Genomic DNA, 26,157 nt, shown 5'->3' with positions numbered 1-26,157 from the left:
GGGATCCAAAAACTATTGAGTTGGATAGCCTTTATAGCGTATTTCATAATAGTTCGAATAGATCAAAAAGTAGTTTTTCCTATTTTAAACTTCTGTGTTACCATCTCTCTACTTTTTCCTTCATATAAAGCTTACATTGCCTTTTTCCTTACTACATGCTGCTAGCATCTAACCCTCCTAATACACATTTTCGGACTATCGAGGAAAGGGCTATAAAACAAGAAAAATTTTATCAAAAAGAGACATTTTTTACTCTTTTGCAATAATTTTCTGTTTCGCAAAAGGTCTAATTTTGGATAATGCAGCGTTTTATAAGTCAGAAGAAAATTGCCAGGTTTGCCAAAAACTCTGGTGCAAAATCTCCATTCGTCCTTTTCTAGCACGTGTCTGCCAACTGCCTAGGCAATATTTAAAAATGTTTTTTTAATTTAATTTACCAAAAATGAGTGATGCATTCGTTCCTCCAAAACCAAATGAATTGGATAATACATACTGAACTGTGTGTTCTTGTGCTTTTAATGGCACAAAATTTAAGTCGCAATTTTCTGAAGGGTTATGTAGATTTAAAGTTGGTGGGATAATTCCATGGTTTAATGTAAGAATACTAAATATTGCTTCCACACTGCCCGCAGCACCGAGTAAATGGCCAATTGATGATTTAGTTGAAGAAACTGGTATCTTTTTTGCATATTCTCCAAACAGCTTTTTAATTGCTACTACTTCTGCTTGATCTCCAAGTGGTGTAGATGTACCATGAGCATTTATATATCCTACTTCCTCACAAGTAATTTGTGCACTTGTTAAAGCAGCCTGCATCGCATCAAATGCTCCTTTTCCTTCTGGATGTGGAGCAGCAATGTGGTATGCATCTCCTGTTAACCCATATCCTACAAGCTCAGCATATATTTTCGCATCTCTATTTTTTGCATGTTCATATTCTTCTAATATTAAAACACCTGCACCTTCACCCATGNCAAATCCATCACGTTCTTTGTCCCATGGCCGAGAAGCTTCATTTGGTCTATCATTAAATTTGGTTGATAATGCTTTCATAGCTACAAAACCAGCAAGACCAATTCTACATAATGCACCCTCGGCTCCACCTGCAATCATGATATCTGCCTCTCCAAGTTTTATTATTCTTGCAGAGTTAATTATTGCATGTGCACCAGTTGCACATGCTGTTACTGCAGAATCATTAGGACCGGTAAACCCATACTTAATTGAAATGTGNGTTTTCTTGAATGGTAGGCAATCCACCTATACCAGAACCAATGACTACTCCTACACGTGTCTTATCAGTTAAGACCTCTAAAATTAATGAGTCTTCTATAGCCTGTGTTGCTGCTGCAATACCATAGTGAATAAAACGATCTGCTCTTTTGAAATCTTTTTCAGAGATATCATGTTTATAGACATCATTTAATTGTACTTGCCCTGCAATTCTACAAGCAAGATCAGAAGTATCAAATCTTTCTTGAGTAATTGCACTTATTCCAGAGTGACCATCAACTAACTTTGACCATGTAGCATTAATATCTGTTGCAAGAGGAGTAATTAATCCAATACCAGTAATAACTATTCTTCTGTGCATTTAGTATTAAGTTTTTTTCTGACATATCCAACTATATTATCCATGGTGTTCATATTTTGTGCGTCTTCATCTGGTATCTCTATTCCAAATTCTTCTTCTACATTCATAATAATTTCAACTGCATCCAAGCTATCTATTTTGTGGTCAGTTGATAAATTTGAAGAACCATTAAACTTTTCTATATTTGTAGTAACATACTTTAAAATAATTTTTTTTACTTTACTTTCTACATTATCGTTAAAGGATTCAACATCATCGTCAGAAAATTTAATATTCATTATTTAACAAAGATAACTTATAATTTAATGCTACAAGAAATTTTTGTGTTTGCAAATATATTTTCTATGTTAAATGAAACGGTAAGACAGATGATTATTTCAGAAATAGAAAAATTTTTACCAAAAGATAATCAGGATAGACTTGTATCGGCTATGCGCTATACACTATTTGCTCCAGCAAAATATATACGTTCATTTTTGGTTATAGCGTCATCATCAATCTTTGGCATCGACATTAAAAGGGTCTTGCCAGTTGCTGTAGCAATTGAATTTGTGCACACTTATTCTCTTATACATGATGACTTGCCTTGTATGGATAATAGTGATAGTCGTAGAGGCCAACAAAGTTGCCATAAAAAATTTGATGAGGCAACAGCGGTGTTGGTAGGTGATGCATTACTAACTCTTGCATTTGAAATATTATCTTCGTTAAATAATGGTAAGTGTTGCGAAATTATAAGAATACTTTCTCAAGCAATAGGACATAATGGTATGGTAAAAGGACAAGTTTTGGATATTGAAAGTAAAGATAGAAGTAAAAATACTGATTTTTATCAAATGCAGAATATTAATCTATTAAAAACTGCTAAGTTATTTGCTGTTTCATGTGAAATAGGTGCAGTAGTTGGTTCTGCGACAGATGAGCAGCGCAAAGCATTATGTGATTATGGAATAACTCTAGGGCGTATTTTTCAGATTAAAGATGATATAAAAGATTGTAAACAGGACAATACCGATGCTTTAGATAAACTTAAAGTAAAACATTATATAGAGGCGTTATTTGACGAAGCTTCACACAATTTAAGTATATTTTTAGATGGTGCTGATCAGTTGTATGGCATATTAAACTGGTTAAAAAACAATGATTAAAAAATTTATATTACAATACTTGATTCCTGTAATAGTAATTTTTTCTTTAACGGCTGCTTGTATTTTACTGATAGTAAATGTAAGTCCTAAAAAAAAAGAAAATTCACTGTATGAGGTAAACGTAACACATGATGGATTAGTACAAACTATAGCATGCTATCTTGTTAGGCCTATAATTGAGTCAGTATTTGATCGTTATATAGAAAAAAATGGACTTGCTGATTATTTAAATGCACAGAAAGAAGCAATGGCACAAGAATTACTAAATTTTCAAGATATAAATCACGGCAATGGTAACGAAGCTTTTTGTGGTCAAAAAGTCTCTTTGCAGGTACATAAAGTATCTAATACTCATTTTTCACCTTTTTTTATTGAAGATATTACACTTGAAATAGGAAAAGAGAGATTAAAAGAGCTGAGTTTAGGCGTAATAGGGATGAGGGAAGGGGGAGAACGTATGATATTAGCAAGCAATAATTCTTATTACGTAAAACTTATTAAAGTACACAATGTTTATCCATCTGATGCAATTATGATTTTTGATAATTTGATTAATAGAACTGGTAAATCAGTTAAATGCGGTGATCATGTTGTTATAAAATATAATATAAAAAAACATAACGGTAAATTACAAGTAGAAAATAAAATTCTTGAGTTTACAGTCGGTGACAAACAAGTACCGCTTGCAATAGAACTTGGAGTTATAGGAATGAAGATGGGAAATAATAGAACGATAATTTCTTCACCTGATATTTTAACTGTGACTAATAATATACCTGTTAATATGGCAGATTTTGATAAAGAGAATATTTCAATAATCACACTAAGCTTGGAACAATAGCTTGAACCAAATGCTTTATTAAGTATAAGTAATTAAATTTTAATATAATTTAGATAATGTATTACGAGTAATTTCGTAATAAGCATATGGGTGATTTTTTAACTGCAAACAGAAAAAATGATGCTGTAGTTTCTGTTTGTCAAGATAATGAGCACAACACTATATTAATTTCAGCTTTAAATTCAGCTGCAGAAAGACTTTTAAAATATAAGAAAGAGGCATTACTCAATAAACCATTAACTAACATTTTAAGCACACTGGTAGTTGATCATATTAAACATAATTTAGAATACACCGAGAGTGGTCACGATTTACTTGATGTATTATCAAGAATAATCAATTTTTCTTTGATTGATAGCACAGGGAAATCCTTTTATGCAAAAATAAAAGTTTTTCGTACACTACAACTTACTCCAAATAAAATAAATTATGAACTACTTATACGAGACATTAGTATGTCTCACAAATTAAGAGTATTTAGAACTGAATATTTAAAAGGCACAAGACACAAAAATCATAACTTATTTGGTATATTAAATCATGATTCTACAGTGTTAGAATTACAAATAGTACTCAACTTTGCTTTAAAGCATCAAATGAATCTTATAATAGGAATGATTGGGTTAGAAGAAGCAAACAGTACATTAACAATTGAGACATTAAAAGTAATAATAGAGCATTTTTACAAGAATTGCCGTGCTGATGATTTAATTGGATATACTTGTGAGAATAAAATTCTTTTTATATTGCTAGACTGTGATACACACCATGTAATAGAGCGTATATATTACGCTACTAACACACAACTCCAGAAACGTAAATTACCAAATGCATCAATAGCATACAGTTTACAAAATAGCAATAGTGTTGAGCCAGATAGTGTGAAACTAATAGAACAGCTTAAAACTTCTTTGCTACAAATCGATCAAGGGTTTTTTAAAGTTGATTAAGAGAGCTTCTGCGAATACTTAGCTTCTGATAAACAGAGCATAAGGATACATCAAATAATTACATAATAACTATTATGGAAAATACAAATCAATATTTTGACAATCAGCTTATTTCATATATCATTTGCATATAGATATATTTCAGCCAAATGCAAGAAGCAATAAAAATAGAAATCAAACAACTACCACATGGTCAAGATCTTCCATTACCACGTTATGCAACTGCACAAAGTGCTGGCATGGACTTGTATGCTGCAATAGAAAATGATCTGATTTTAGAACCGCTTACAAGGCTGTTGGTGCCATCTGGGATTATGATTGCAATACCTAATGGATTTGAAGGACAAATCAGACCACGTTCTGGTATGGCTATAAATCATGGCATTACAGTTCTTAATTCTCCTGGTACTATAGATTCTGATTATAGAGGTGAAATTAAAGTTTGCCTGATTAATTTAAGTGATCAACAGTATAAAATAAAAAGAAAAGATAGAATTGCACAGATAGTGATTACTTCTGTTACTAAAATAGATTGGAATCCCTCAGAGCAGTTTACTATCAGTACAACAAACCGCAATGCAGATGGTTTTGGATCAAGTGGTAATTAAAAGATATCATTTGTCAATTTGCTGTTATTATTCAATAGACCTTTTGCAAAATGTTTGAATTAATGATTTTCTGGTAAAAAATGATTTTCTGGTAAAATAAGAAAAATTTTAATGTCATTACTCTCTCTATTGTTACTTCTAAGTCTAGAGTAGCAACCCCTACTATCATTATTTACTTAACTTTTTACTTAAAACTGAATTTACTGTATTAGGGTTGGCTTGACCTTTAGTGAGTTTCATAATTTCACCGATAAAAAACCCATATAATTTTGTTTTACCATTCTTATATTCATTAACTTTATCTTGATTACTATCCATAACTTGATCTATTATTACTGATATTTGCTTTTCATCTGTTATCTGCTTTAAACTTTGTTCATCTATAATTTCAGCAGCAGATTTACCAGTTTCAAACATAGTATCAAAAACTTGTTTCCCAAGTTTAGCAGAGATTGTGTCATCAATAATAAAATCCAAAAGTTCAGATAAAGCATGTGCTTTAATAGGAGAACTAGTAATATCTATACCTGCTTTATTTAAGCGTCCAAAGAGCTCGACAGTGAGCCATGTTACAGCAATTTTGGGATGATGTTTTTGTATTAATTCTTCAAAATAATCAGCTGTTATTTTATCTGAAGTAATAACATCAGCGTCGTATTCATTGATACCTAATTCTTCAATATAACGTAATTTTTTCTGGTCTGGAAGTTCAGGTAAAGATAATGCGATGAGATCAATTTTATCTTGGGTAATCATAACTGGCAGTAAATCTGGTTCTGGAAAATATCTATAATCACTTGCATCTTCTTTATTGCGCATGACTTTTGTCTTACCTGAAGAAACGTCAAACAATAACGTATCTTGATTTAATTCCTCTCCATTTTCTAAAATTTCTATTTGTCTATTTATTTCATAATCTACAGCCTGTACCATATAACGAACTGAATTGAGATTTTTAATCTCACAACGAGTGCCAAATTCTTTACTACCTCTTCTACATACAGAGACATTTGCATCACAACGTAGTGACCCTTTTTCCATATCACCATCACACGAACCAACGTAACGTAATATTTGTCTCAATTTTTTCATGAATTCCGCCACTTCCTTGGATGATCTGAGATCTGGCTGCGAAACAATTTCCATCAATGCAATACCAGCACGATTTAAATCTATATATGTTTTATTTTCACTATGAATGCTTTTGCCGGAATCTTGTTCTAGATGTATTTTAGCAATCCTAATCTCACGTGTACCGTTATTGATAAACAGTTTGCAGTTTTTTACTATCGGTTCAAAGAACTGTGTGATTTGATAGCCTTGTGGTGAATCAGGATAAAAATAATTTTTTCTATCAAAATAAGAACAGTTGTTAATCTCTCCAGATAATGCTAACCCTGTACGTATTGCTTGTTCGACACAATAGTAATTGAGTACTGGCAATGTACCAGGCATAGCTGTATCTACTAAAGAAACTTGAGTATTATGCTCTGCACCGAATTCAGTTGATGCACCAGAAAATAACTTTGTTCTAGAGGAAATTTGAGCATGTACTTCAAGCCCAATTATTGCTTCCCAATCTGTCTGTGTCATAGTTATATGCATTTAACTTTAATAGAATATATAAAAAAAATTATAAAAACAATTCAAGAAATTTACACTTTAAATTTTCTGATATATAGTTTACATTATGAAGATGATAATAGGAAGTACAAGTCAAAGTTTAGGGAAGTCTATAGCTTGTAATTTTAATATACGGCCATCCACTATAAGAATATCAAGGTTTGCTGATGGTGAAATAAATGTTGAANTNNNACACAATCTATCCAGTGAAGAAGTATATGTAATACATTCCACTTCTCCACCTGTAAATGATAGCATGATAGAGCTTTTACTTATAATAGATGCAATTAAGCGAATAGGAGTAGATAGAATAACAGCTATAATTCCTTATTGTGGGTATAGTCGTCAAGATAGGATAATTAAAAATGATAATATGCAATCTGCACTCAGTGCTCAATTAATCGCAAATTTAATAGAAGTTGCAGGTGTAGAGAGAGTTGCAATAGTTGAACTTCACTCATGTCAGAGTGAAGGCTTTTTTAAGATACCAGTTACTAACTTAAACTGTCTTGAAATGTTTGCTGATTTTGTACAACTAGAAAGCTTAGCAATTGTTGCACCAGATGTTGGCGCAATAAAAAGGGCACGTGCTTTTGCAAAAATTTTAGAAGAAAAACATAGAATACAAACACTTAGTAACAAAATTATCGTAATAGATAAATACAGAGAAAGCAGTGGTATTTCACAAGTGATGAATGTAATAGGTGAAGTAAGAGGCAAAAATTGTGTTATTGTTGACGATATAATTGATTCAGGCGGTACATTATGTAATGCAGCATTTGAATTGAAAAACCGTGGAGCAAAATCTGTAACTGCATGTATAGTTCATGGTGTGTTGTCAGGCAATGCTATTGAAAAAATTAATTTATCTAGTCTAGACAAATTAATTATTACAGATACTATTTCTCATAAGTTAAGTAGAGTTGATAAGATAGAGGTTATGTCAGTATCTGAAGTTTTGACTAATTTTATATTGAAGAATAGGAGAAGCAGTAATGTCCACTAAATCAACAGAAGATATCATTACTTCATTGATAGAATTCGTTAATAAAAGAAAAGTTACAATTACCCAAGAAGAAGTGCTTAAAATCGCACAGCTTGTGAGAATCAAGTTATCAGAAGATGAAATTCAGTACTTTTCTAAAGAGCTAACTATGTTGGATTGGATACACGATATTTTGTCAAAAGTTAACACTACAGGAGTTTCTCCCGTACGTTATGGTAGTATTGACAAAGATGTTCATGTACGTGATGATATAGTAAGTTCACAAAATATTAAGCAAGAAGTATTGTCTAATACAAGATCTGAACATGGATATTTTGTAGTACCAAAAGTTATCGGTGATCTATAACATTATTGCTAAGGCTATAGGTCTTTTGAAAGTCAGTTAATCTATGATTATTATATTTACTATCCTATTAGGTACTGCATGCACAGCGTGAATTTTACTGTTGCTAATTTTTTTAGCAACAGCATCTACAGCAGTCTTCTTTAATTCTTCAATTGGCAAATCTACAGCAACATTAATAGTAGAACGTAACTTACCATTAATTTGTATAGCTACAGTTACAGTGCTATCACTAATTAATGCTAAATCAGCTTTCGGCCAAGGCTGTAAATATAACATTCCATTTCCACCAACCTCTTGCCATAAATATTCAGCTAGATGTGGCATGAATGGCTCTATTACTCTAAGCAATATAAATATAGCTTCATCAATAACTGATTTGTCTATCATTTCTGTTATTATGTTGGTCATTTCACGAAATTTTGCTACTGCACAATTTATCCGAAAATTTTCTATATCATTTGTTAAGTGATGTAAAAGCTTATGTATTTTTTCTCTATGCTGATTATTACCCGCAACACCATTATTCACAGCTATGGGTTTATGCTCTATAATGACACGCAATAGCCTATTTATATAGCGTGCACATCCTTTCACTCCATCATCAGACCATACCATATCTTTTTCAGGAGGATTGTCTGATAATATAAACAAACGTAAAGTATCAACTCCATATTTATCTATAACAATGCTTGGGTCAATTACATTTTTTTTTGACTTACTCATTTTTTCTATCTTACCTACCTCTACCATTATACCTTGTGCCATCAATTTTTTAGCTTCTTCAGGAAATAGCCATTTTTCATTTTGATCTTTATAAGTTACATGGCATACCATACCTTGAGTAATTAATGTAGAAAAAGGCTCTTTTATATCAAAATAACCACACCTGGTAAGTGCTCGACAGAAAAAACGCGAATAAAGCAAGTGCAAAATTGCATGTTCTACCCCGCCTATATAATAATCTATAGGAATAAATTTGTCACATGCGCTTTTATCTAATGACTTATTTTTACTACAAAATGCAATAAAATACCATGAAGATTCAAAAAATGTATCAAACGTATCTGTTTCACGTGTTGCTGACTGTCCACATTGCGGACAATTTACAAATTTCCAAGTTGGATGTTTATCAAGCGGGTTTCCACCACTAGAAAAATTTACATCTATTGGGAGTACTACTGGTAGATCTTCTTCTGGTACTGAAACAATACCACATTTATTGCAATATATTATAGGTATAGGACATCCCCAATAACGCTGTCTTGAAATTCCCCAATCATGTAACCGGTAATGCACTGTTTTCTTACCAATACCTTGCTCCTCAAGCTTTTTAAGTACCACATTTTTTGCTTCTTGAATGGTCAAACCATCCAGAAATTCTGAATTGCACATATATTCTTCATTTGAGGAAATTACTTGAATAATTGGTAGATTATATTTTTGCGCAAATTCAAGATCACGTTGATCATGTGCAGGACATCCAAAAATAGCCCCTTCTCCGTATTCCATTAATATAAAATTTGCTGCATAAATTGGTAGTTCTTTATCAAGAAATGGATGTTGAACATTTAAACTAGTATAGATTCCTATTTTTTCATTACCACTCTCCTCATTCATTTTAATGGCATCAACATTCAGATTCATATCTTGTACTATTGGATGTGCAAGTGAAACTGCACAAAATGAAGCACCAAATAAAGTATGTGGACAAGTCGTAAAAACCTTTAGTTTTTTTTCTGAATTAACTATTTTAAACTCTATTGTGACTCCTTCAGATTTTCCTATCCAGTGCTCTTGCATTGTTTTGACTTTATCAGGCCAATTTTTTAGATTTCCTAGACATTGAATCAAATCATCAGCAAAATCAGTAATTTTAAGAAACCATTGTGATAACTTACGCTTTTCAACTGCTGCACCAGATCTCCAGCCCTTCCCATCAATAACTTGTTCATTTGCAAGCACAGTTTGATCTACTGGATCCCAATTAACCCACGATTCCTTTCTATATGCAATACCATGCTTAAGGAAATCTAAAAAAAACTTCTGTTCGTGCTTATAATACTCTGGATCACAAGTAGAAAGTTCCCGACCCCAATTATATGAAAGACCTAGAGATTTCAGTTGTGTACGCATGTTATCTATATTATGCTTAGTCCAGGTTTTAGGATTGATTTTATTTTCTATAGCAGCATTTTCAGCTGGTAATCCGAAAGCATCCCACCCTATGGGATGTAAAACATTAAAGCCGCAAGCTCTTTTATAACGTGCTATTACATCACCTATTGTGTAATTGCGTACATGTCCCATATGAATATTGCCAGACGGATATGGAAACATTTCTAAGATATAACACTTGTTACCATTGTCGTTTGAAGAAAAATCCCATCTATTTTGATATATTTTTTCGATGTCTTTGAAATTATAATGCATATAATGTGGAATTTATCTTGAGTCTAGTAAATATATGATAATGTGTCAACAGCCTCACCATTATGGCGTATTGTAAAACACATCTGTGGATTTTTATCTTGTGTACTTGATTTTCCAGCTGAGCCTATAATTTGACCTTGTTGTACATGATCACCAATTTCAACACAAATATTTTTTAAATAAGAATATACAGTCATATAATTATCTATATGTTCTATAATGACCAAATTACCATACCACCTTAACCCTCTACCAACATATATCACTTTACCAGATGCAGAAGCAACTACATTTGTACCTGCATGAGCAGCAATTTTTATACCATCTTTACAGAGTTTATCTATAGATTGTACAACATTACCATTAATAGGCATTATGAATTTAGCTGTATTGTCACTTTCCTTATCTTTATCATGTACTTTAATCACAGGATTGTTCACATTCTCCTTAATTAAACGATATTCTCGTATACTTTCTAAACTCCTTTTACCATAAAATTCTTCACCTTTTAATAGCACAGGTGCAGGTTTTTGTAGACCAAAACAACCTGTTAAAAACATGCAGGGTAAAATTAATTTACAAGTGACACGGAAAAATCTAGTAATAAACATTTAAACCCTACAATAGTGAATGTGAGAAAAATACTATTTATTCAGGATATTCCATTTTATATAGTTTGTGTTTTTGCCACAATATCAGTTTTATCCAATAGAAATTTTATTGTTTCTAACACATCGTTATCAGATAATATACTGACATTGTTGCAAATTGTTTGTAAATGACTTCTATGGAAGGAAAGAGTTTTGAGGATATGTTTATTTGGTTCTGCAACGTATTCCATGCAAATTTTAATTATGTTACAATAACGTTTAATAGCGTTACAGTACTTCTGTTGAAAACCTTGTTGTATAATCGCAGTATATTGTTTGCTAAGTTTGTAGACAGCACTGGATAGAAAAAAGTGCCAATCATTATTAGTGATATGAATATTTTGTGTCAAATGATTTAGTGGTTTATCAAAACCAATTAAAATTAATGTGTATATTAAGCTCAATGTACTCTCCTTAGTTTTAAACGGACAGTTTATATCTAGTTGATTTGCTATGAATTGACAATACAACACTTTGTTTTTTGCTTTTAGTGCATCTTGAAAAGTCTGAATATTAAATTTATCTGTATATGTCATTATAATATACCCCGTAAAAATATTAAAGCCTAATTTACGCGGTATTGTATTCAGGACTAGCATTATTGTAAAGTAAATATTTGGTATTACCTACATGGAGTTGACAGTCGACGTATATTGTGCTCAAACTAAAATATAGATCGGAGAATGATAGGTTTAGTTAGTGTATTGACAATTGTGTGATGTTATGGTAAAGATATACTTTTAAGTTGAGGTTAAAAGTCATGTTAAGTGAAGTAAAATTAAATTATAGAAAATCTCAGCCCAATAATATTGGTAATAGAGCACGTAAAGAAGCATGTAAAGTATTAGGATTAAAGGAAGATGTGGGTGGTGATGTAGAGATCAGGCAAGCATGTGTTCAATTTATTCATTTAAGCCCAATAGAAGAGGCATGCTTGTTCATAAATGATCAAGAAGAGTTTTTGTAGTAAGTAATATAGTAGTAAGTAATATAGTTGCATTAGTAAGTGGTATAGCTGCATTCAAAGCACTAAGATTAGCATGTTACGGTTACAAAAATCAAGTAGAAATGAAGTTACTTCGTAAAATGCTCGCATTATGGTTTCACCCAGATAAATATCAGGGCAGATATCAGGATGCAAATACAGAGGAAATAGATAAAATAAACGAAATTTTCAGGACTTTAGATAAAGCATGTAATGTACTAATTAATCTATCTGATAATAATAGTAAAAGGTGGTCATGGTTGTTGTGTCAAGGCTCAGTAGTGGTTTCTACACGTTTAACTTGTGTTGCTTTAAGTGTTGTAGCGCTCTTGGCAATTACAGGGATGTTTCATCAAACATGTTTTACATACGGGAATGTTTGTATAAGTTATGGAATTTTTGCTGTAGCTCTTACTGCAATTGCTGCTATTGCTACTGGTATAGCTACTGGTATAGCATGGTATCGTTCTGGTGGGGTGTCCCCTACTAATAATCCTGCTAATGGTGCAGCGGGTAGTCAACAAGTACCTGCAACAAGTGTACAATTAACACAGCAGCAAGCTCCAATCCTACCACTCACATGGAGGGCTCTAGAATAAGTAATGGTAGTGCACAACAACTACTGGGAAGATTTAAAATTTTAGCATGATAGATAGCTTAAGGGCAAAAATTGAGGACCTTTTGTTTACACATAATAAGAAATAATAGAGTTCTTTCCAAACCTTATTTTTAGAGTTCATAATTATATATTCCAGCGATCAAATTATAGCCCTTTCCTCAATAACTCGAAGATATGTATTGAGGATGGTTAGAGACCGGCAACATGTAGTAAGGAAGAAGGCAAAAATTGAGATGTATTTTTCACTACCTACAAGCAAGGTTTAAATTATCCTGATTGAACAGTGCTTTCTGATGAAAATCCGAATTTTCCAAGAAAAGATGTAAAAAGATTTTTATAATATAATAATGATAATACTCAATTCAAGAGAATATACTGAAACTTTAGCGTATAACATAAATGTTTGACTATCATTACATGCAACTAGCCATTAAACAAGCAGAAATTGCTTATAAAAATAATGAAGTGCCTGTAGGAGCAGTAATAGTACTTTCAGGCAAAATCATTGCTTCTACGTATAATATGACCATTACACTTGGTGATCCAACAGCACATGCAGAAATGCTAGCAATCAGGAAAGGATTAGAACTCTGTTATAATGCAGAGATGTACGTAACGTTAGAACCATGTCCAATGTGTGCCCAAGCTATAGCTTTTGCGAAAATAAAGAGACTATATTTTGGCGCATATAACCCACAAGGTAACATAAAAACCTTTATACCTGAAATTTATGGTGGAATATTAGAAAGCAAATGTTCTTTTCTGCTTAAAGATTTTTTTAAAGAATTAAGAAATGAATAACTTTCATAAACCCAGTATTATATCACCTGCCTGTACGCTTTTTCCTTCCTGTATTAACACATTTTTTATTACTGCTTGTGTTTCAGAATGTATAGTATTTTCCATCTTCATTGCTTCTATAATAAACAAAGGCTGCCCTATTTCTACCTGATCTCCTGTATTTACATACAATTTGGTTAGCAGACCAGAGATTGGCGATGGTACAATGTTGATAGGAATTTCTATAATCTCTCTATTGTTGAGCATAAATTTACTAAACTCAGCTACGTGAGGGTGAAATACCTGACACTCACTCTTCATCCCTGCATATGTGAGAAAATATGTGGTATTTTTTTGATCAACTTTAACTGTAATATATGCGTTATCATTAATGAATATATTTAACAATCTATAACTATTTGATTTCCAGTGACATGTTAAAGATTATCTATATTAAGACATCGTTTTCATATTCTACATCGATAGAATATTTGTTGTTATTCACTGTAACTATAAAAGTTTTATATATATATTCATTTTCTAAATAAATATATAATGAAGCAAAAATAAACATTTTAATTGATTCTTCCGTCACAAAGTCACCATGAAATCCATTAGGATAAAAATCTGAAATAAATCTAGTATTAAGTTTCCCTGTAGTAAAGGTTGGATGACAAAAAATTGATTCCAGAAACTCTATATTATTTGTTATTCCGCTAATGTAATATTCAGATAATGCTTTCTGCATTTTACAAATTGCCTCCATTCTATCTTGTCCATGGCTTATTATTTTTGCAATCATTGAATCGTAAAACATACTTATTTCAGAACCTGTAGTAACACCATCATCTATTCTTAGGCACTCATTTTCATCAGGTTTATCATAATATCTAATTCTTCCAGTAGAAGGGAAAAACTTTTTTGATGGATCTTCAGCACAGATTCTAGCTTCTATTGCAGATCCTTTTAATTTAATGCCATCTTGGCTGAACCTTAATTTTTCACCATAAGAAATCCTGATCATTTCCTCTACCATATCTATTCCAGTAACAAACTCTGTTACTGGATGCTCAACCTGTAATCTAGTATTTACTTCAAGAAAGTAAAATTCATGATTTTGATCTACAATAAATTCTACTGTACCAGCGTTAAAATAACCAACCTGCCTTGCTAATGCAACACACTGTGCATACATTGCTTGTCTTACTGATTCATTGATAAATGGACTTGGTGTTTCTTCAATTATCTTCTGATGATTACGCTGTATTGAACACTCGCGTTCCCCTAGACATACTGTGTTTCCATATTTATCTGCTATGATCTGTATTTCAATATGTCTAGGAAATTCTATATATTTTTCTATAAAAATACTGCCATCTTTAAAACTCTTTGTTGCTTCATTAGTTGCGGATACAAATGCCGCTTCAACCTCGTTTGCTGATCTCACTATACGCATTCCCTTACCTCCTCCACCTGCTGCAGCCTTTATCATTACAGGAAACCCTATTTTTTTTGCAATTTCTACTGCGTGATCTGTATTATCTATTTTACCGATGTATCCAGGTACTATATTTACTCCAGCTTTCTGTGCAACTTCCTTTGCTGTAATCTTGTTAGCCGTTATTTCTATTGTTTCTGCGCTTGGACCAATAAAATCTATATTATGTTTCTGTAAGGCACGTGGAAAATCTGGATTTTCTGCTAAAAATCCATAACCTGGATGGACCGCCTCTGAATTGGTTTCCAGAGCTACTTTACATATTTTATCAATATTTAAATAACTTAGAGACGAAGGAGAAGGACCAACATATTTTGCTTCATCTGCTTGCATAACATGCACAGAATTAATATCAGCATCTGAATATATACACACACAGGATATACCCATCCTGCGTGCTGTTCTCATTATCCTACAGGCTATTTCTCCTCTATTTGCTATTAAAATTTTACTATACAGCATCTAGTTTAACCTTGCATAATAGCTTGATCTTGAGGTTCACAAATTAGTTCAACATTTGGATCATAAAGTGTATTATTTGAAAAGTCTTTATCATACGTACTATATAGCTGAGTCCATAAAAGAGAATTACAGCTACCAAGAGATGCCACGACAGCATTAAGTGCAAAACCAGCAGAGTGAGTATATAGCAAATATAAAGATGCAATCCATACTGCAGCCGTGACTAAAGATAATAGTACAAGTACTATCTTATTAAATTTATATTTAGGTATCAGTGGATCTTTTATTTCTAAGTAGTCTTTAATTTCCTTTTTAGCCTCAGCACTACCTAGAGATGCAATAGGAGTATACCCATGTTTGTTTACGCGCTTTAATATTTTCTTAATATTACTTTTACTACGTTTTAAATTTTTTATCTCTGCTTCAATTGACTTTTCTACACTTTTCAATTTCTCTTGATCTTTAGGCGATGAAGGCATTTCTTCAAGGTCTTGAAGCAACTCCCTTATTAAATGAAATAAAACGCCACTTATTGCTGCTTCATGCAACGGAGTATTGCCATTTAGAACCATATTGTTTTGACCAAGCATTATATTCCTCTGTTTGTAATCACAAAGTTTAGTAATAAAAAGAAATGCATCTTTATTTTTTGCCCTTGCAGCTATGTGTAAGTAATTTTCTCCATCCAAATTCTTGTTTATTTTGTCATCATTAGATTGCCAACGATAGCGGTATTCAATATCTAAATTTAATTCATCTTTTTTATGGTGATCCTTTATATATTCTTTTACCTTTTGAAACAGGTGACTATTCCACAACTTTTTATTTTTGATCATTAAAACGAATGGTGTCTCATCATGCTCATCGCTATAATTAATATCAGCTCCTTTTTCTAACAATAATTTTATTATCTCAGGATCTGGATTTGCATTTTTTAACGCAACATGCAGTGGAGTATTACTATATTCATCTTTTAGATTAATAAAGTTCAAAACATTCTCACTCTCAAGCAATTCTTGTGCCTTATCAGTGTGATAGCTTTTAATTGCATCAATTAATTTATTACAATAATTTACATACTGTTCCATCATACCAACACTAAATTTATCGAATATTAATATTATACAACTAATTTTACTAAAAGTAAACTTTCACTTTGAATTCTAGATTTTTTCATATATACAACAAGAAAGATCAGAGTCATGCCAGATATAGTAACTAGATTTGCACCTTCACCAACAGGCTTTCTACATATAGGAGGTGCGCGTACCGCATTATTGAATTGGTTGTATGCAAAACGTTATCATGGCAAGTTCCTCTTACGCATTGAAGATACTGATAAAAAACGTTCTACACAAGAAGCAATAGATGCCATAATAGATGGCCTAAAATGGCTTGAAATACATTATGACAAAGATGTAATATACCAATCGCAGAGAATTAAAAGACACATAGAAATAGCAAATCTTTTAATAGAAAAAGGCAAGGCATATTATTGTTATTGTCGTGAAGATAAAACAACAATAGTAGCAAAAGGTCAGGTAAATAGACATAAATGCACTGTCAGTGATAAAAATACTGAGCCGGTAGTACGTTTTAAAATAAAAGAGGAGTCAGAAGAAATCGTTATAGATGATAAAGTATATGGACAAATCAAAGTCAATAGTGCGCAACTTGATGATATAATAATTTTACGTTCTGATAAAACACCTACATATATTTTTGCAGTAGTAGTTGATGATTACGATGCTGGAGTAACACATATAATACGTGGATCAGATCATCTAACTAATACATTTAAACAGTTTTTGATATACAAAGCCCTCGATTTTAAGGTTCCTTACTTTGCACATGTGCCACTTATACATGACGTTAATGGAAATAAATTGTCCAAAAGACATGGTGCAGCAAGTGTTTCAGATTATAAAAAAATTGGTATACTACCTCAAGCAATGCGTAATTATCTATTAAGACTTGGATGGAGTCATGGCAATATTGAAATTATTAATGACAGACAAGCAAGAGAGTGGTTTAACTTAGAAAACATAGGACGCTCCCCTGCATGCTTGGACTTAAAAAAATTAGAACATTTAAATAATTATTATATTAATAATACAAATAACGAAGACCTTTTGAAAGTAATATCCGTACTAAATAATAAGGCTGTTATAGATGATAGGAAAAAAAAATATTTACTACAAGGATTAATAGAGTTAAAAAAACGAGTACATTATTTAACTGAATTACCAAATTTAGCTAGATTCTATATAGAAGACGTACCACTACATTTAAGTGAAGAAGCAAGTCAAACTATCAGTTCCACACTTGATCTGATAGATCTGCTTGCAGTACTTTTATCAAAAATCGATCATGCAAATTGGAATAATCATTATTTGCTCATCCAAATTAAAGGATTTGCAAAATCTTACAATACAAAAATGGAAAATATATATCATGCATTACGTGCTCCTATAACGGGCATGACAAAGACACCTGGAATTATAGGTATTATGATAATTCTTGGAAAAGATGAATGCATAAAAAGGTTACAATATGCAAAGCATTACGTTAATCATCAAACATAAATTTTGCATAGTACCAGCTCACTCCCAGAAGAGGCTTAAACCCAGACCAAAAAAGGACAAAACACGGAAAAGCCCTGTAAGTTCTGATGCGTCATAGAGGAATACCTTATCAATTGTTAAAATCATGATTCCAAGCGATGCTATACGCATAATCTGCGTATGAAACAACGTGCCTAGGAACAACAGTATAAAACTATAAAGCATCCATACAACAGAATAAGTATAAATTCTATATTATTAGTTTCTTCTATATAGATACGTACCATGGAATATCTGACGTATGTTGAGTGATATTAGTACAAAACAAAGTAATAAAAAAAGCTATATAAATACTTATTGTTACCAGTTTCACGCATGACTTTCTAAGTCCAAAGCATAATAACTAATACGAAACATTGCCATATAAGAAGCACAATATCACTTGTTAACATAACTTGTCTTGTAAGTTTTGTCCTAATTCCTAAACATAATATTCAATAAAGAAATAATATATTTGTCATGATACCATGTTCAGTAAATCCTGCTTTCACAAACAAAATGTTCTCATTAAATTTATCATCTTTCTGCTTACGAAGTAAATAACTTCCTATAATGAAAAAGATAGCTGGTAAACCAAGTTGAAAAAGCGGCCAATCCACTTTTTGATTAAAATATGCAAGCCCTATGCCACCTAATGGTGACGAACCAAACAGTTCACACTCTATTAATTTTAATTCTGTGCGCGCCGTGATAAGACCACCAATAAATATCAATGAGTTAGTAAGAGTCAAACTAGTTAATATGAGTATAAGTAATGGCTGATTATGCAATTTATCATGTGAAGCTACAACAATAGTTGCGCTGACTGCAACTAGATATAGAAAAACCAAAAGGCATAGCTTATCATCAGTAGTAAAATTATTACTAGTAATCCATATAAAATGTTTGATATATCATTACCGCTATTCAATATACTATTTCTTCTATATTCACTGTGACTTGATAAATCTCTTGTTCTATCCAAGCTATTCTTTAAGTTATTGACCTCATTACGTATATAGAAATTTACGCATCATCGTAAAGAGAATACAAATTAAAGCTAATGTGATGATTGCAAGTAAATTACGCATAGATTTATTCTACATAAAAAAGTATTAGAAAGTTAATTACATCTGTCCATTTCAAAAGGATATAAATATACTAGAATTGAATAGACCTTTTGCGAGATTAATGCTCAGAAGATTTTCTGTGGTCCAAAAAACTATTCAGTTGGATAGCCTTAAAACAAGAAAAATTTTATCAAGCGGTTTTTTAAGGTATTACCGATGAAGTATGACACAATGAAGCACCGTTATTATGTTACTGCATCCTCCAATACTATTCTGTTTCTACCGCCATCTTTTGCTTTATATAAACACTTATCAGCACGTTCAACAAATAAATTCACGTTTTCAAGATCAGACTCCTGTATTAATGCAATGCCAATACTAACAGTTATATTAACCGTATTATGTGAAAGTATAAAAGGTTGCGCAATCATATTGCGCATTCTCTCAGCAACAATATACGCTCTCTGTATATTAGTATCTGGCATTGCAATCACAAATTCTTCACCACCAAATCTAGCTAATAAATCTGTTATTCTAATATTTTCAGAGATTCTTTTTTGTATTTGTTTTAAGAGCTCATCCCCAGTAGTATGCCCAAAGTTATCATTTATCATTTTAAAATAATCTACATCTAACATCATCATAGATAAATGTTTCTCTTTTACTACAGCATCTTCCACTATGTTCTGTAAATGTTTATAAAAATATCTTTTGTTGTAACAGCCTGTCAGTGGATCCCGAATAGACATTTCTGCATTATTAAATAAATTCATTCGTAGAGCGTCTTGGTATCTCTTCCGTTTTACCTGAGAGTTGACTCTAGCTATCAGTTCATTTTCATCTAACGGAGTAACCAAATAATCATTTACTCCCATTTCTAAAGCTTTGATTAAAACGGATTCACTTTGGCTTTCATCAGATAAAATTAAAATAGGTGTGTAACGTGTTTCTAATTTACCACGAAGCTGTGAACATAAACGCAATCCATCGATCTCGCTAAATTGAGTATTCAAAATGATTAAGTCACAATTATCATCAATATTACTTATCTCATTTGGATTATTTAATACCTCTACTGAACGAAAGCATTGTTTTGATAAAATTTTATATATCTGTTGAGCTTGTAATCTATCTTCATCAACTACAATTATACGACCATCAAAAGTTTCTCTGGAGTACTCAATTACACTCCTATCAATTATACCTCTCATTTCTGCGTTTGTTTTATTTCTTAGACGTAATTCATCTATAACAAATTTTAAACGTGTTAACGATTTAATTCTAGCATACAGAGCGGTTTCTTTTATTGGCTTAGTTAAAAAATCGTCTGCACCTGCATTAATACCCTGTACTCTACTTTCAGTGTCATGCAACGCAGTAACCATAACTATTGGTATATGAGTTGTTAATGGATTATTCTTTAACTCACTGCAAACCTGGAACCCATTCAATCTTGGCATCATGACATCAAGTAGTATAATATCAGGTTGCTGCTCCATTGCTAGATCGATTGCCTCCTGGCCATCATAAGCTGTAATTACAGTATAATATTCTGCAGTAAGCTTAGCTTTTAAAAGTTTAACGTTGGATAATACATCATCTACTACTAGAATTCTTGCTGTCATTGTTTTTTCCCTCTATATTATAAGCATGATAAAGCTTGCCATCTTTACCAGTTATATAATCCCCCTTTTCTACAGTATACAAGTCTTCGATCCCAGCATCTTGCAATAATTTCTTAGCTTTAAATTGTATTTTAAGTATATATTTATATACTATTCTGATACAATCAATAAACATTGGTACCTTTTCCTTATCAACAACAATGATGCTAACTAAGGCTACAACTAAAATTTCTGTTAAACCTACATTAAACATTTTCTTTATAAAGCAATGATCTTATCATTCTAGTTATAGATATTAATTTACTTAAATCAAATTTAGTAGTAATCACTTCACTTAAAAACCGATTGTACTGCTCTATATATTTTTTACTATGACAAGCCCAACTCTTTACTAGCTGCTTACCACTCACATTATCAATAAATTTAATAACCTTAATTGTTAAATTACTATAATGATCACTCAAGTCATCTAATGCTGTACTAATTGCTCTGCGATTCCAATAAGATAAGCTATTTTTTTTCATTTGATTCGCAGCTTTTCTAATCACGTCAAACTTGAGCAATGCTTGTAATTCAAAATATATCTTACTTACTTCAAGTGTAGACATTAATGTTTGTTCAGAAACAGCTATTATGTCTAAAGTATAAGTAAGAATGTGTAAGCTGGCAATTTTCTTTGCAAGTATTTCATCTATATGTAACCTTAATAAATCTTCAAGTTCATTATGATAAGCTTTTAATGACCGTTCATCTAAAACCTGAATCAAGTTTTCACTCAAAGCTTTAACTGTATCATGTAATTTTATAATTTCTGTTAAACAAAATTTATTTAAATTTCTTACTAACCAAAAAGAAACCCTGCCTATAAACTTCTGTATACTACGTACTATCCTCAAGTACGTATCTACGCTTACTACCCCGTCAAGTTTATCAATTTCCTTCCATAATACACTTAAATTGTATAAACGATTTACTAATATATAAATAGTCATTGCCTTATCAACACTAATGCCAGTATTCTCAACTAAATTATGAATAAATACACATCCCATTCTATTTACTACATCGTTGGCAATACAGGTAGAAATAATTTCAACGCTAAGTGGATGTTTTAATATATAATACTCAAATTCACTGATCATCCGCTTAGGAAAATAATTTAACAAGTAGTCATTAACAACAAAATCCTTTTTTGACAGATCAGAATTTATGATCTTATTTTTTATATCTGTTCTAGTATAAGACGTTAATACAGCAAGCTGCGGAGGGTGTAATCCTTTTGACATTTTTACTATCTCTTCATCGGTAGGTAGAAATTCTATGCTACGATTTAAAACTCTAGACTTCTCAAGATAAAGAAGCAGCCTATGATGTTTTTCTAGTTTTTCTTTTGCTTGCATACTTTCAATAAGTAGCGCTTTTGTTTCTATACTATTATGATCATTTAAAATTTTAGATGCTACTTCACCTATCATACTACAAAGTATTTCATTTCTTTCTTTCAAAGAGATTTTTTTCTTCTTTATAGCAGAGATAAAAGCAATTTTAATATTTACCTCTAGATCAGAACATGCAACTCCAGCAGCATTATCAATGAAGTCTGCATTAATATAGCCACCCTTATTGGCATATTCTATTCTGCCAAGTTGTGTACATCCTAAATTACCACCTTCTATAAACATAGAAGCTCTGATATCTTTGCCGTTTACACGTAGAGAATCATTTGCTTTGTCACCAACTTCATTATGGCTTTCATGCGTTGCTTTAACAAATGTACCTATACCACCATTCCATATAAAATCTACTTTGGTTTTTAATAGATACTTAATTAACTCACTGGGAGACAATAAATCTTCCTTAATATTAAAACATTTTTTCATTTCAGGTGAAATATCTATATATTTAACACTACGTTCAAACACTCCGCCACCTCTAGAGATTAACTCATTACTATAATCCATCCAACTTGAAAATTGCAGCTCAAAAAGACGTTGACGTTCTGCAAAGCTCTTTTCTTGATCAGGACTAGGATCAATAAAAATATGGTTATGATTAAATGCACCAATCAAACGTATATGTCTTGAAAGTAACATACCATTTCCAAATAGGTCACCCGACATATCTCCAATTCCAATTACAGTGACAGTTTGATAGATATCTCGACCCATTTTCCAAAAATGTCTTTGTGCTGCAATCCAAGCACCGCGTGCTGTAATACCCATTTTTTTATGGTCATAACCAGCAGATCCTCCAGATGCAAATGCATCACCGAGCCAAAAATTATACTCAGAAGCTATCTGATTAGCATAATCAGAAAAAGAAGCAGTACCTTTATCTGCAGCCACCACTAAATATGGATCATCTCTGTCATATCTTATCACATCTTTGGGAGGCACTATTTTACCATTAACTATATTATCGGTAATATCAAGCATGCCTCGCATAAAGTTTTTATAGCATTCAATAGCTTGTGCCATTAAAATATTTTTATCCTTGTAAGAATTTTTAACAACAAAACCACCTTTTGCACCAACAGGAACGATAATTGCATTTTTTGTCATCTGCGCTTTCATTAAACCTAAAATTTCAGTACGAAAATCTTCTGTTCTATCTGACCATCTCAAACCACCACGGGCCAACTTTCCTCCTCTTAAATGTATACCTTCAAAAAAATTGGAATAGACATATAATTCTCGGTATGGATGAGGTTCAGGCAAGCTATTGATTTTTCTTGAATCAAATTTTATAGAAAGATAAGGCTTATTATCTTGATAATAATTAGTCCTTACAATTGCCATAATTAAATTGAATATCGACCGTATAATTATGTCATGTGAAATATTACTAATGCTCTTTAATAAATCCTCTATCTTTTTCTTAAAAATATTAGTAGTTTGTACTCTATCGATATCTATATTAGGATTAAACCTTACACGAAATAACTGTATTAAATACTTTACTATCTTAGGATATTCTGCAACTACTCTTTCTATATATTCTTGATTATAACTAAATGATACTTGTTTTAAATAAGCACTTAATGTCCTTATTAACAGCACCTCTTTCCACTTTAAACTAGCTAGAATAATTAAACTGTTAAAGTAGTCATTCTTAATTTCTTGTCTAAAAACTTTAGTTAACGTTATTTCAAATTGTTCTTTTAAAGTAATATTATTTACTAACTCATCAACTCGCGCTAACAGAAAATTATGTATCCATATTCCACCATTTATTTTTATATAGTACCCATTATGGGAAAGTATCTTGGTACCTAAGTTTTTTGTGACTTCCAATATCTGAGATAATTCAAGGCCATTCTTGTTTGGTGTATATACTTTTAATTGATAATGTAGATTATTATTAACGAGTCGTAGGTCTACTTCACTAGTATTCTTTTTTCTTACTATTTCCAACTTTTTCATATCATAATATGCATGATGAGGTTCAAAAGTTTCACGATAACTTGCTGGAAATAGATTACAGTAACGTACAAATACATCTTCGACAGTATTAAAATTACTGTATAAGTTTTCTATAAAACGAGCTTCCCATTTTTCTGTTACATTCATCAATCTACTTTCTATACGCAAAACTTCATTATCCAAGTCATAAATAGGCTTGGCCTTAAGGATAATATGCAATTTGATTAAATCATATTCATTGATGATACGGTGATTATAAATATCTGAACTCTCAGCATTTACTTCTTCCTTTAATATATCACGTATATTAAAAATTGATTTAGCACTTGCATAACGTAACGGAATTAGTACTATACAATTTACAAAACTCTCCATGTTTCTTAAAAATAATTTAACTCTTGGTCTGATCATAAGAAACATTACTGCAATGCAGACTTTTAATAACTCATCCTCGCTAGATTGAAATAATTCATCTCGAGAGAACATTTGTAAGGTAGAAATCAACCCCTTGTTGTTATAACCACCAATTACAAATCCAGCTTTCTTTTCTATTAGTTTAACTTTATCCTTAATAATAGGAATTGTCCTAATATCTTGAGTCTCAGCTAGGGAAGTGAATAGCCCAAAAAAACGTTTTTCCCTTATTAATTTGCCCTCGTCATCAATTTCTTTGATTCCTATACAATTCGTATATGTACGTCTATGTACCACTGAAATTAAATCTGATCTAATCACGTATAAAGAATCTGAATCTTCAGATGAAATAAGTACATTTTGGTATGCTCTGTCTACTCTAAATATACCTAGATTTTTTTCTGAATTCAGGAGAAGCTTACCATTATCATTTATCACATATTCCTGATAACCTAAAAATATAAAATTATTATCCTTTAACCAGTTTAGAAAATCTTTATTATAGCATATCACATGATCTAATCTATCTTGCATCAATTGCCAATCATCCACAGCTGCACTAACAGATTTTAAAGTTTTCTGTAAAGATTCCGTAAGTATAGTAATAAAATTGTTGCTTATACCTTTAATGATGATATATATTATCGATTCTCTTACACTACCACTTTTATCTTCCAATGAACAGATTTCGCATATTACTCTGTCTTTCCTTTTAACATTAATAATGCTATTACTATAGTAACATATGGTTAAATTATGTGATTTAATATCAGCAATAACAGAATCTACCAAAAAAGGCATATCATCATTTATTATTTTAATGATAGTAAAATTCCCTTCTATGCCTGGTATATTATTAGTATTATATATACCTAATTTACTTTCATTTTTTTCTTTTTGCAGAACAAATTGATAAGCATTTTGTACAATATATAACAAAAATTTGTCGTTAATTTTTATTCCACTATTATAAATAAAATTATAAAAATACTTAATAAACTCAATAAAAACTTTATCTTGCTCATGATCAATAAGCTTTAATAAAGAGTTCACTACCTTAGCGCTAATATTGTAATCGATACACATAATAAAAAAATAAAGAAAAAGAAATGTACAAGAAGCTTAAACCTTTTTGACTAAAATTTCATTATTGAGAGTGCATACAATCAATTTATCATTTTCTACTACTTCACCTGATAAGAATAGTCTAGCTAGACTATTTTGTATATATTCTTGAATTACCCTCTTAATAGGCCGTGCTCCATATTCAGGATCATGACCAATTTGCGCTATTAGTTCTTTGGCTTCTTGTGACAAACTGATACTTAGTTTACGCTTAGCAAGCGTTTCTTGTAAATAAGAAAATTGTACATCAATAATTTGATAAATATCACTCTTAGTCAGACTATGGAATATGATAATGTCATCTAGCCTATTTAAAAATTCAGGACGAAATGTACATTTAACTATCTGCATCACATGA

The 26,157-nt window shown here is 31.5% G+C and carries 21 protein-coding genes and 3 pseudogenes; 10 read left to right on the top strand and 14 right to left on the bottom strand.

What is annotated here, in order from left to right; all coding sequences use genetic code 11:
* Positions 1–423: 423 nt before the first annotated feature.
* Both BIY23_RS03795 and BIY23_RS03790 read right to left on the bottom strand, forming a co-directional pair.
* A pseudogene (locus BIY23_RS03795) lies at positions 424–1,594 on the bottom strand (beta-ketoacyl-[acyl-carrier-protein] synthase II).
* The gene (locus BIY23_RS03790; protein ID WP_070065209.1) at positions 1,579–1,872 is read right to left on the bottom strand and encodes an acyl carrier protein; all 294 of its coding nucleotides are present in this window, start codon (positions 1,870–1,872) and stop codon (positions 1,579–1,581) included. Before BIY23_RS03790 ends, BIY23_RS03795 begins: the two are co-directional and overlap by 16 nt.
* Before the next feature lie 66 nt (positions 1,873–1,938).
* On the opposite strand from BIY23_RS03790, the gene BIY23_RS03785 reads away from it, so the two are divergent.
* From BIY23_RS03785 to dut, 4 genes are all read left to right on the top strand, one after another.
* Positions 1,939–2,742, top strand: coding sequence for a polyprenyl synthetase family protein (locus BIY23_RS03785; protein WP_070065213.1), 804 nt, complete (start codon positions 1,939–1,941; stop codon positions 2,740–2,742).
* A complete protein-coding gene (locus BIY23_RS03780) occupies positions 2,735–3,583 on the top strand; it encodes an FKBP-type peptidyl-prolyl cis-trans isomerase (RefSeq protein ID WP_070065208.1) in 849 nt (282 codons plus the stop codon). Before BIY23_RS03785 ends, BIY23_RS03780 begins: the two co-directional genes overlap by 8 nt.
* An 86-nt stretch (positions 3,584–3,669) precedes the next feature.
* The gene (locus BIY23_RS03775; protein ID WP_070065207.1) at positions 3,670–4,533 is read left to right on the top strand and encodes a nitrogen regulation protein NR(II); all 864 of its coding nucleotides are present in this window, start codon (positions 3,670–3,672) and stop codon (positions 4,531–4,533) included.
* A gap of 149 nt (positions 4,534–4,682) precedes the next feature.
* On the top strand, positions 4,683–5,141 hold the full coding sequence (dut, locus tag BIY23_RS03770) for a dUTP diphosphatase (protein ID WP_070065206.1): 459 nt from the start codon (positions 4,683–4,685) through the stop codon (positions 5,139–5,141).
* 168 nt (positions 5,142–5,309) lie between these two features.
* Here dut and gatB read toward each other — a convergent pair whose 3' ends face one another.
* Entirely contained in the window at positions 5,310–6,734 is a 1,425-nt protein-coding gene (gatB, locus tag BIY23_RS03765; protein WP_070065205.1) for an Asp-tRNA(Asn)/Glu-tRNA(Gln) amidotransferase subunit GatB, read from the bottom strand.
* Positions 6,735–6,831: 97 nt separating this feature from the next.
* Between gatB and BIY23_RS03760 the strand changes: the two genes are divergently transcribed.
* Both BIY23_RS03760 and gatC read left to right on the top strand, forming a co-directional pair.
* Entirely contained in the window at positions 6,832–7,770 is a 939-nt protein-coding gene (locus BIY23_RS03760) for a ribose-phosphate diphosphokinase (RefSeq protein ID WP_070065204.1), read from the top strand.
* Positions 7,760–8,116, top strand: a complete 357-nt coding sequence (gene gatC / locus BIY23_RS03755) for an Asp-tRNA(Asn)/Glu-tRNA(Gln) amidotransferase subunit GatC (RefSeq protein WP_070065203.1) — start codon at positions 7,760–7,762, stop codon at positions 8,114–8,116. The genes BIY23_RS03760 and gatC overlap by 11 nt, the downstream gene beginning before the upstream one ends.
* A gap of 36 nt (positions 8,117–8,152) precedes the next feature.
* Here the strand turns inward: gatC and leuS are convergent, their stop codons facing one another.
* The 3 genes from leuS to BIY23_RS03740 form a co-directional block, all read right to left on the bottom strand.
* Complete coding sequence (leuS, locus tag BIY23_RS03750) at positions 8,153–10,546, bottom strand: leucine--tRNA ligase (RefSeq protein WP_070065202.1); 2,394 nt, start codon at positions 10,544–10,546, stop codon at positions 8,153–8,155.
* Between the two features lie 23 nt (positions 10,547–10,569).
* On the bottom strand, positions 10,570–11,106 hold the full coding sequence (locus tag BIY23_RS03745) for a murein hydrolase activator EnvC family protein (RefSeq protein WP_070065212.1): 537 nt from the start codon (positions 11,104–11,106) through the stop codon (positions 10,570–10,572).
* Between the two features lie 107 nt (positions 11,107–11,213).
* Positions 11,214–11,732, bottom strand: coding sequence for a hypothetical protein (locus tag BIY23_RS03740; RefSeq protein WP_148115223.1), 519 nt, complete (start codon positions 11,730–11,732; stop codon positions 11,214–11,216).
* 224 nt (positions 11,733–11,956) lie between these two features.
* Here BIY23_RS03740 and BIY23_RS03735 point away from each other — a divergent pair, with 224 nt between their 5' ends.
* The 3 genes from BIY23_RS03735 (at position 11,957) to BIY23_RS03725 (ending at position 13,601) form a co-directional block, all read left to right on the top strand.
* On the top strand, positions 11,957–12,163 hold the full coding sequence (locus BIY23_RS03735; protein WP_070065200.1) for a hypothetical protein: 207 nt from the start codon (positions 11,957–11,959) through the stop codon (positions 12,161–12,163).
* Between the two features lie 101 nt (positions 12,164–12,264).
* Complete coding sequence (locus tag BIY23_RS03730; RefSeq protein WP_070065199.1) at positions 12,265–12,780, top strand: hypothetical protein; 516 nt, start codon at positions 12,265–12,267, stop codon at positions 12,778–12,780.
* A 437-nt stretch (positions 12,781–13,217) separates the two neighbouring features.
* The gene (locus tag BIY23_RS03725; protein WP_081326555.1) at positions 13,218–13,601 is read left to right on the top strand and encodes a nucleoside deaminase; all 384 of its coding nucleotides are present in this window, start codon (positions 13,218–13,220) and stop codon (positions 13,599–13,601) included.
* A gap of 3 nt (positions 13,602–13,604) precedes the next feature.
* Here BIY23_RS03725 and BIY23_RS03720 read toward each other — a convergent pair.
* Positions 13,605–15,540, bottom strand: a pseudogene (locus BIY23_RS03720) (acetyl-CoA carboxylase biotin carboxylase subunit).
* Positions 15,541–15,545: 5 nt separating this feature from the next.
* Positions 15,546–16,631 (bottom strand): ankyrin repeat domain-containing protein, encoded by a 1,086-nt coding sequence (locus BIY23_RS03715; RefSeq protein ID WP_081326554.1) that lies wholly within the window; start codon positions 16,629–16,631, stop codon positions 15,546–15,548.
* A gap of 111 nt (positions 16,632–16,742) precedes the next feature.
* Here BIY23_RS03715 and gltX point away from each other — a divergent pair, with 111 nt between their 5' ends.
* Entirely contained in the window at positions 16,743–18,125 is a 1,383-nt protein-coding gene (gene gltX / locus BIY23_RS03710; RefSeq protein WP_070065196.1) for a glutamate--tRNA ligase, read from the top strand.
* Between the two features lie 18 nt (positions 18,126–18,143).
* Here the strand turns inward: gltX and BIY23_RS05700 are convergent, their stop codons facing one another.
* From BIY23_RS05700 to BIY23_RS03685, 6 genes and pseudogenes are all read right to left on the bottom strand, one after another.
* Positions 18,144–18,353 (bottom strand): DUF2339 domain-containing protein, encoded by a 210-nt coding sequence (locus BIY23_RS05700; protein WP_390903704.1) that lies wholly within the window; start codon positions 18,351–18,353, stop codon positions 18,144–18,146.
* Positions 18,354–18,598: 245 nt separating this feature from the next.
* Positions 18,599–18,994, bottom strand: coding sequence for a hypothetical protein (locus BIY23_RS03705; protein ID WP_070065195.1), 396 nt, complete (start codon positions 18,992–18,994; stop codon positions 18,599–18,601).
* A gap of 464 nt (positions 18,995–19,458) precedes the next feature.
* Positions 19,459–20,838, bottom strand: a complete 1,380-nt coding sequence (locus tag BIY23_RS03700; RefSeq protein WP_070065194.1) for a PleD family two-component system response regulator — start codon at positions 20,836–20,838, stop codon at positions 19,459–19,461.
* Positions 20,810–21,091, bottom strand: coding sequence for a Sec-independent protein translocase subunit TatB (gene tatB, locus BIY23_RS03695; protein WP_070065193.1), 282 nt, complete (start codon positions 21,089–21,091; stop codon positions 20,810–20,812). Before tatB ends, BIY23_RS03700 begins: the two co-directional genes overlap by 29 nt.
* Entirely contained in the window at positions 21,084–25,760 is a 4,677-nt protein-coding gene (locus BIY23_RS03690; RefSeq protein ID WP_070065192.1) for an NAD-glutamate dehydrogenase, read from the bottom strand. The genes tatB and BIY23_RS03690 overlap by 8 nt, the downstream gene beginning before the upstream one ends.
* 36 nt (positions 25,761–25,796) lie before the next feature.
* A pseudogene (locus tag BIY23_RS03685) lies at positions 25,797–26,157 on the bottom strand (ATP-dependent chaperone ClpB); the annotation flags it as partial.

This window comes from Wolbachia pipientis (assembly GCF_001752665.1).
Classification (GTDB): Bacteria; Pseudomonadota; Alphaproteobacteria; order Rickettsiales; family Anaplasmataceae; genus Wolbachia; species Wolbachia pipientis_A.
This window is presented reverse-complemented; position numbering and strand designations above follow the sequence as displayed.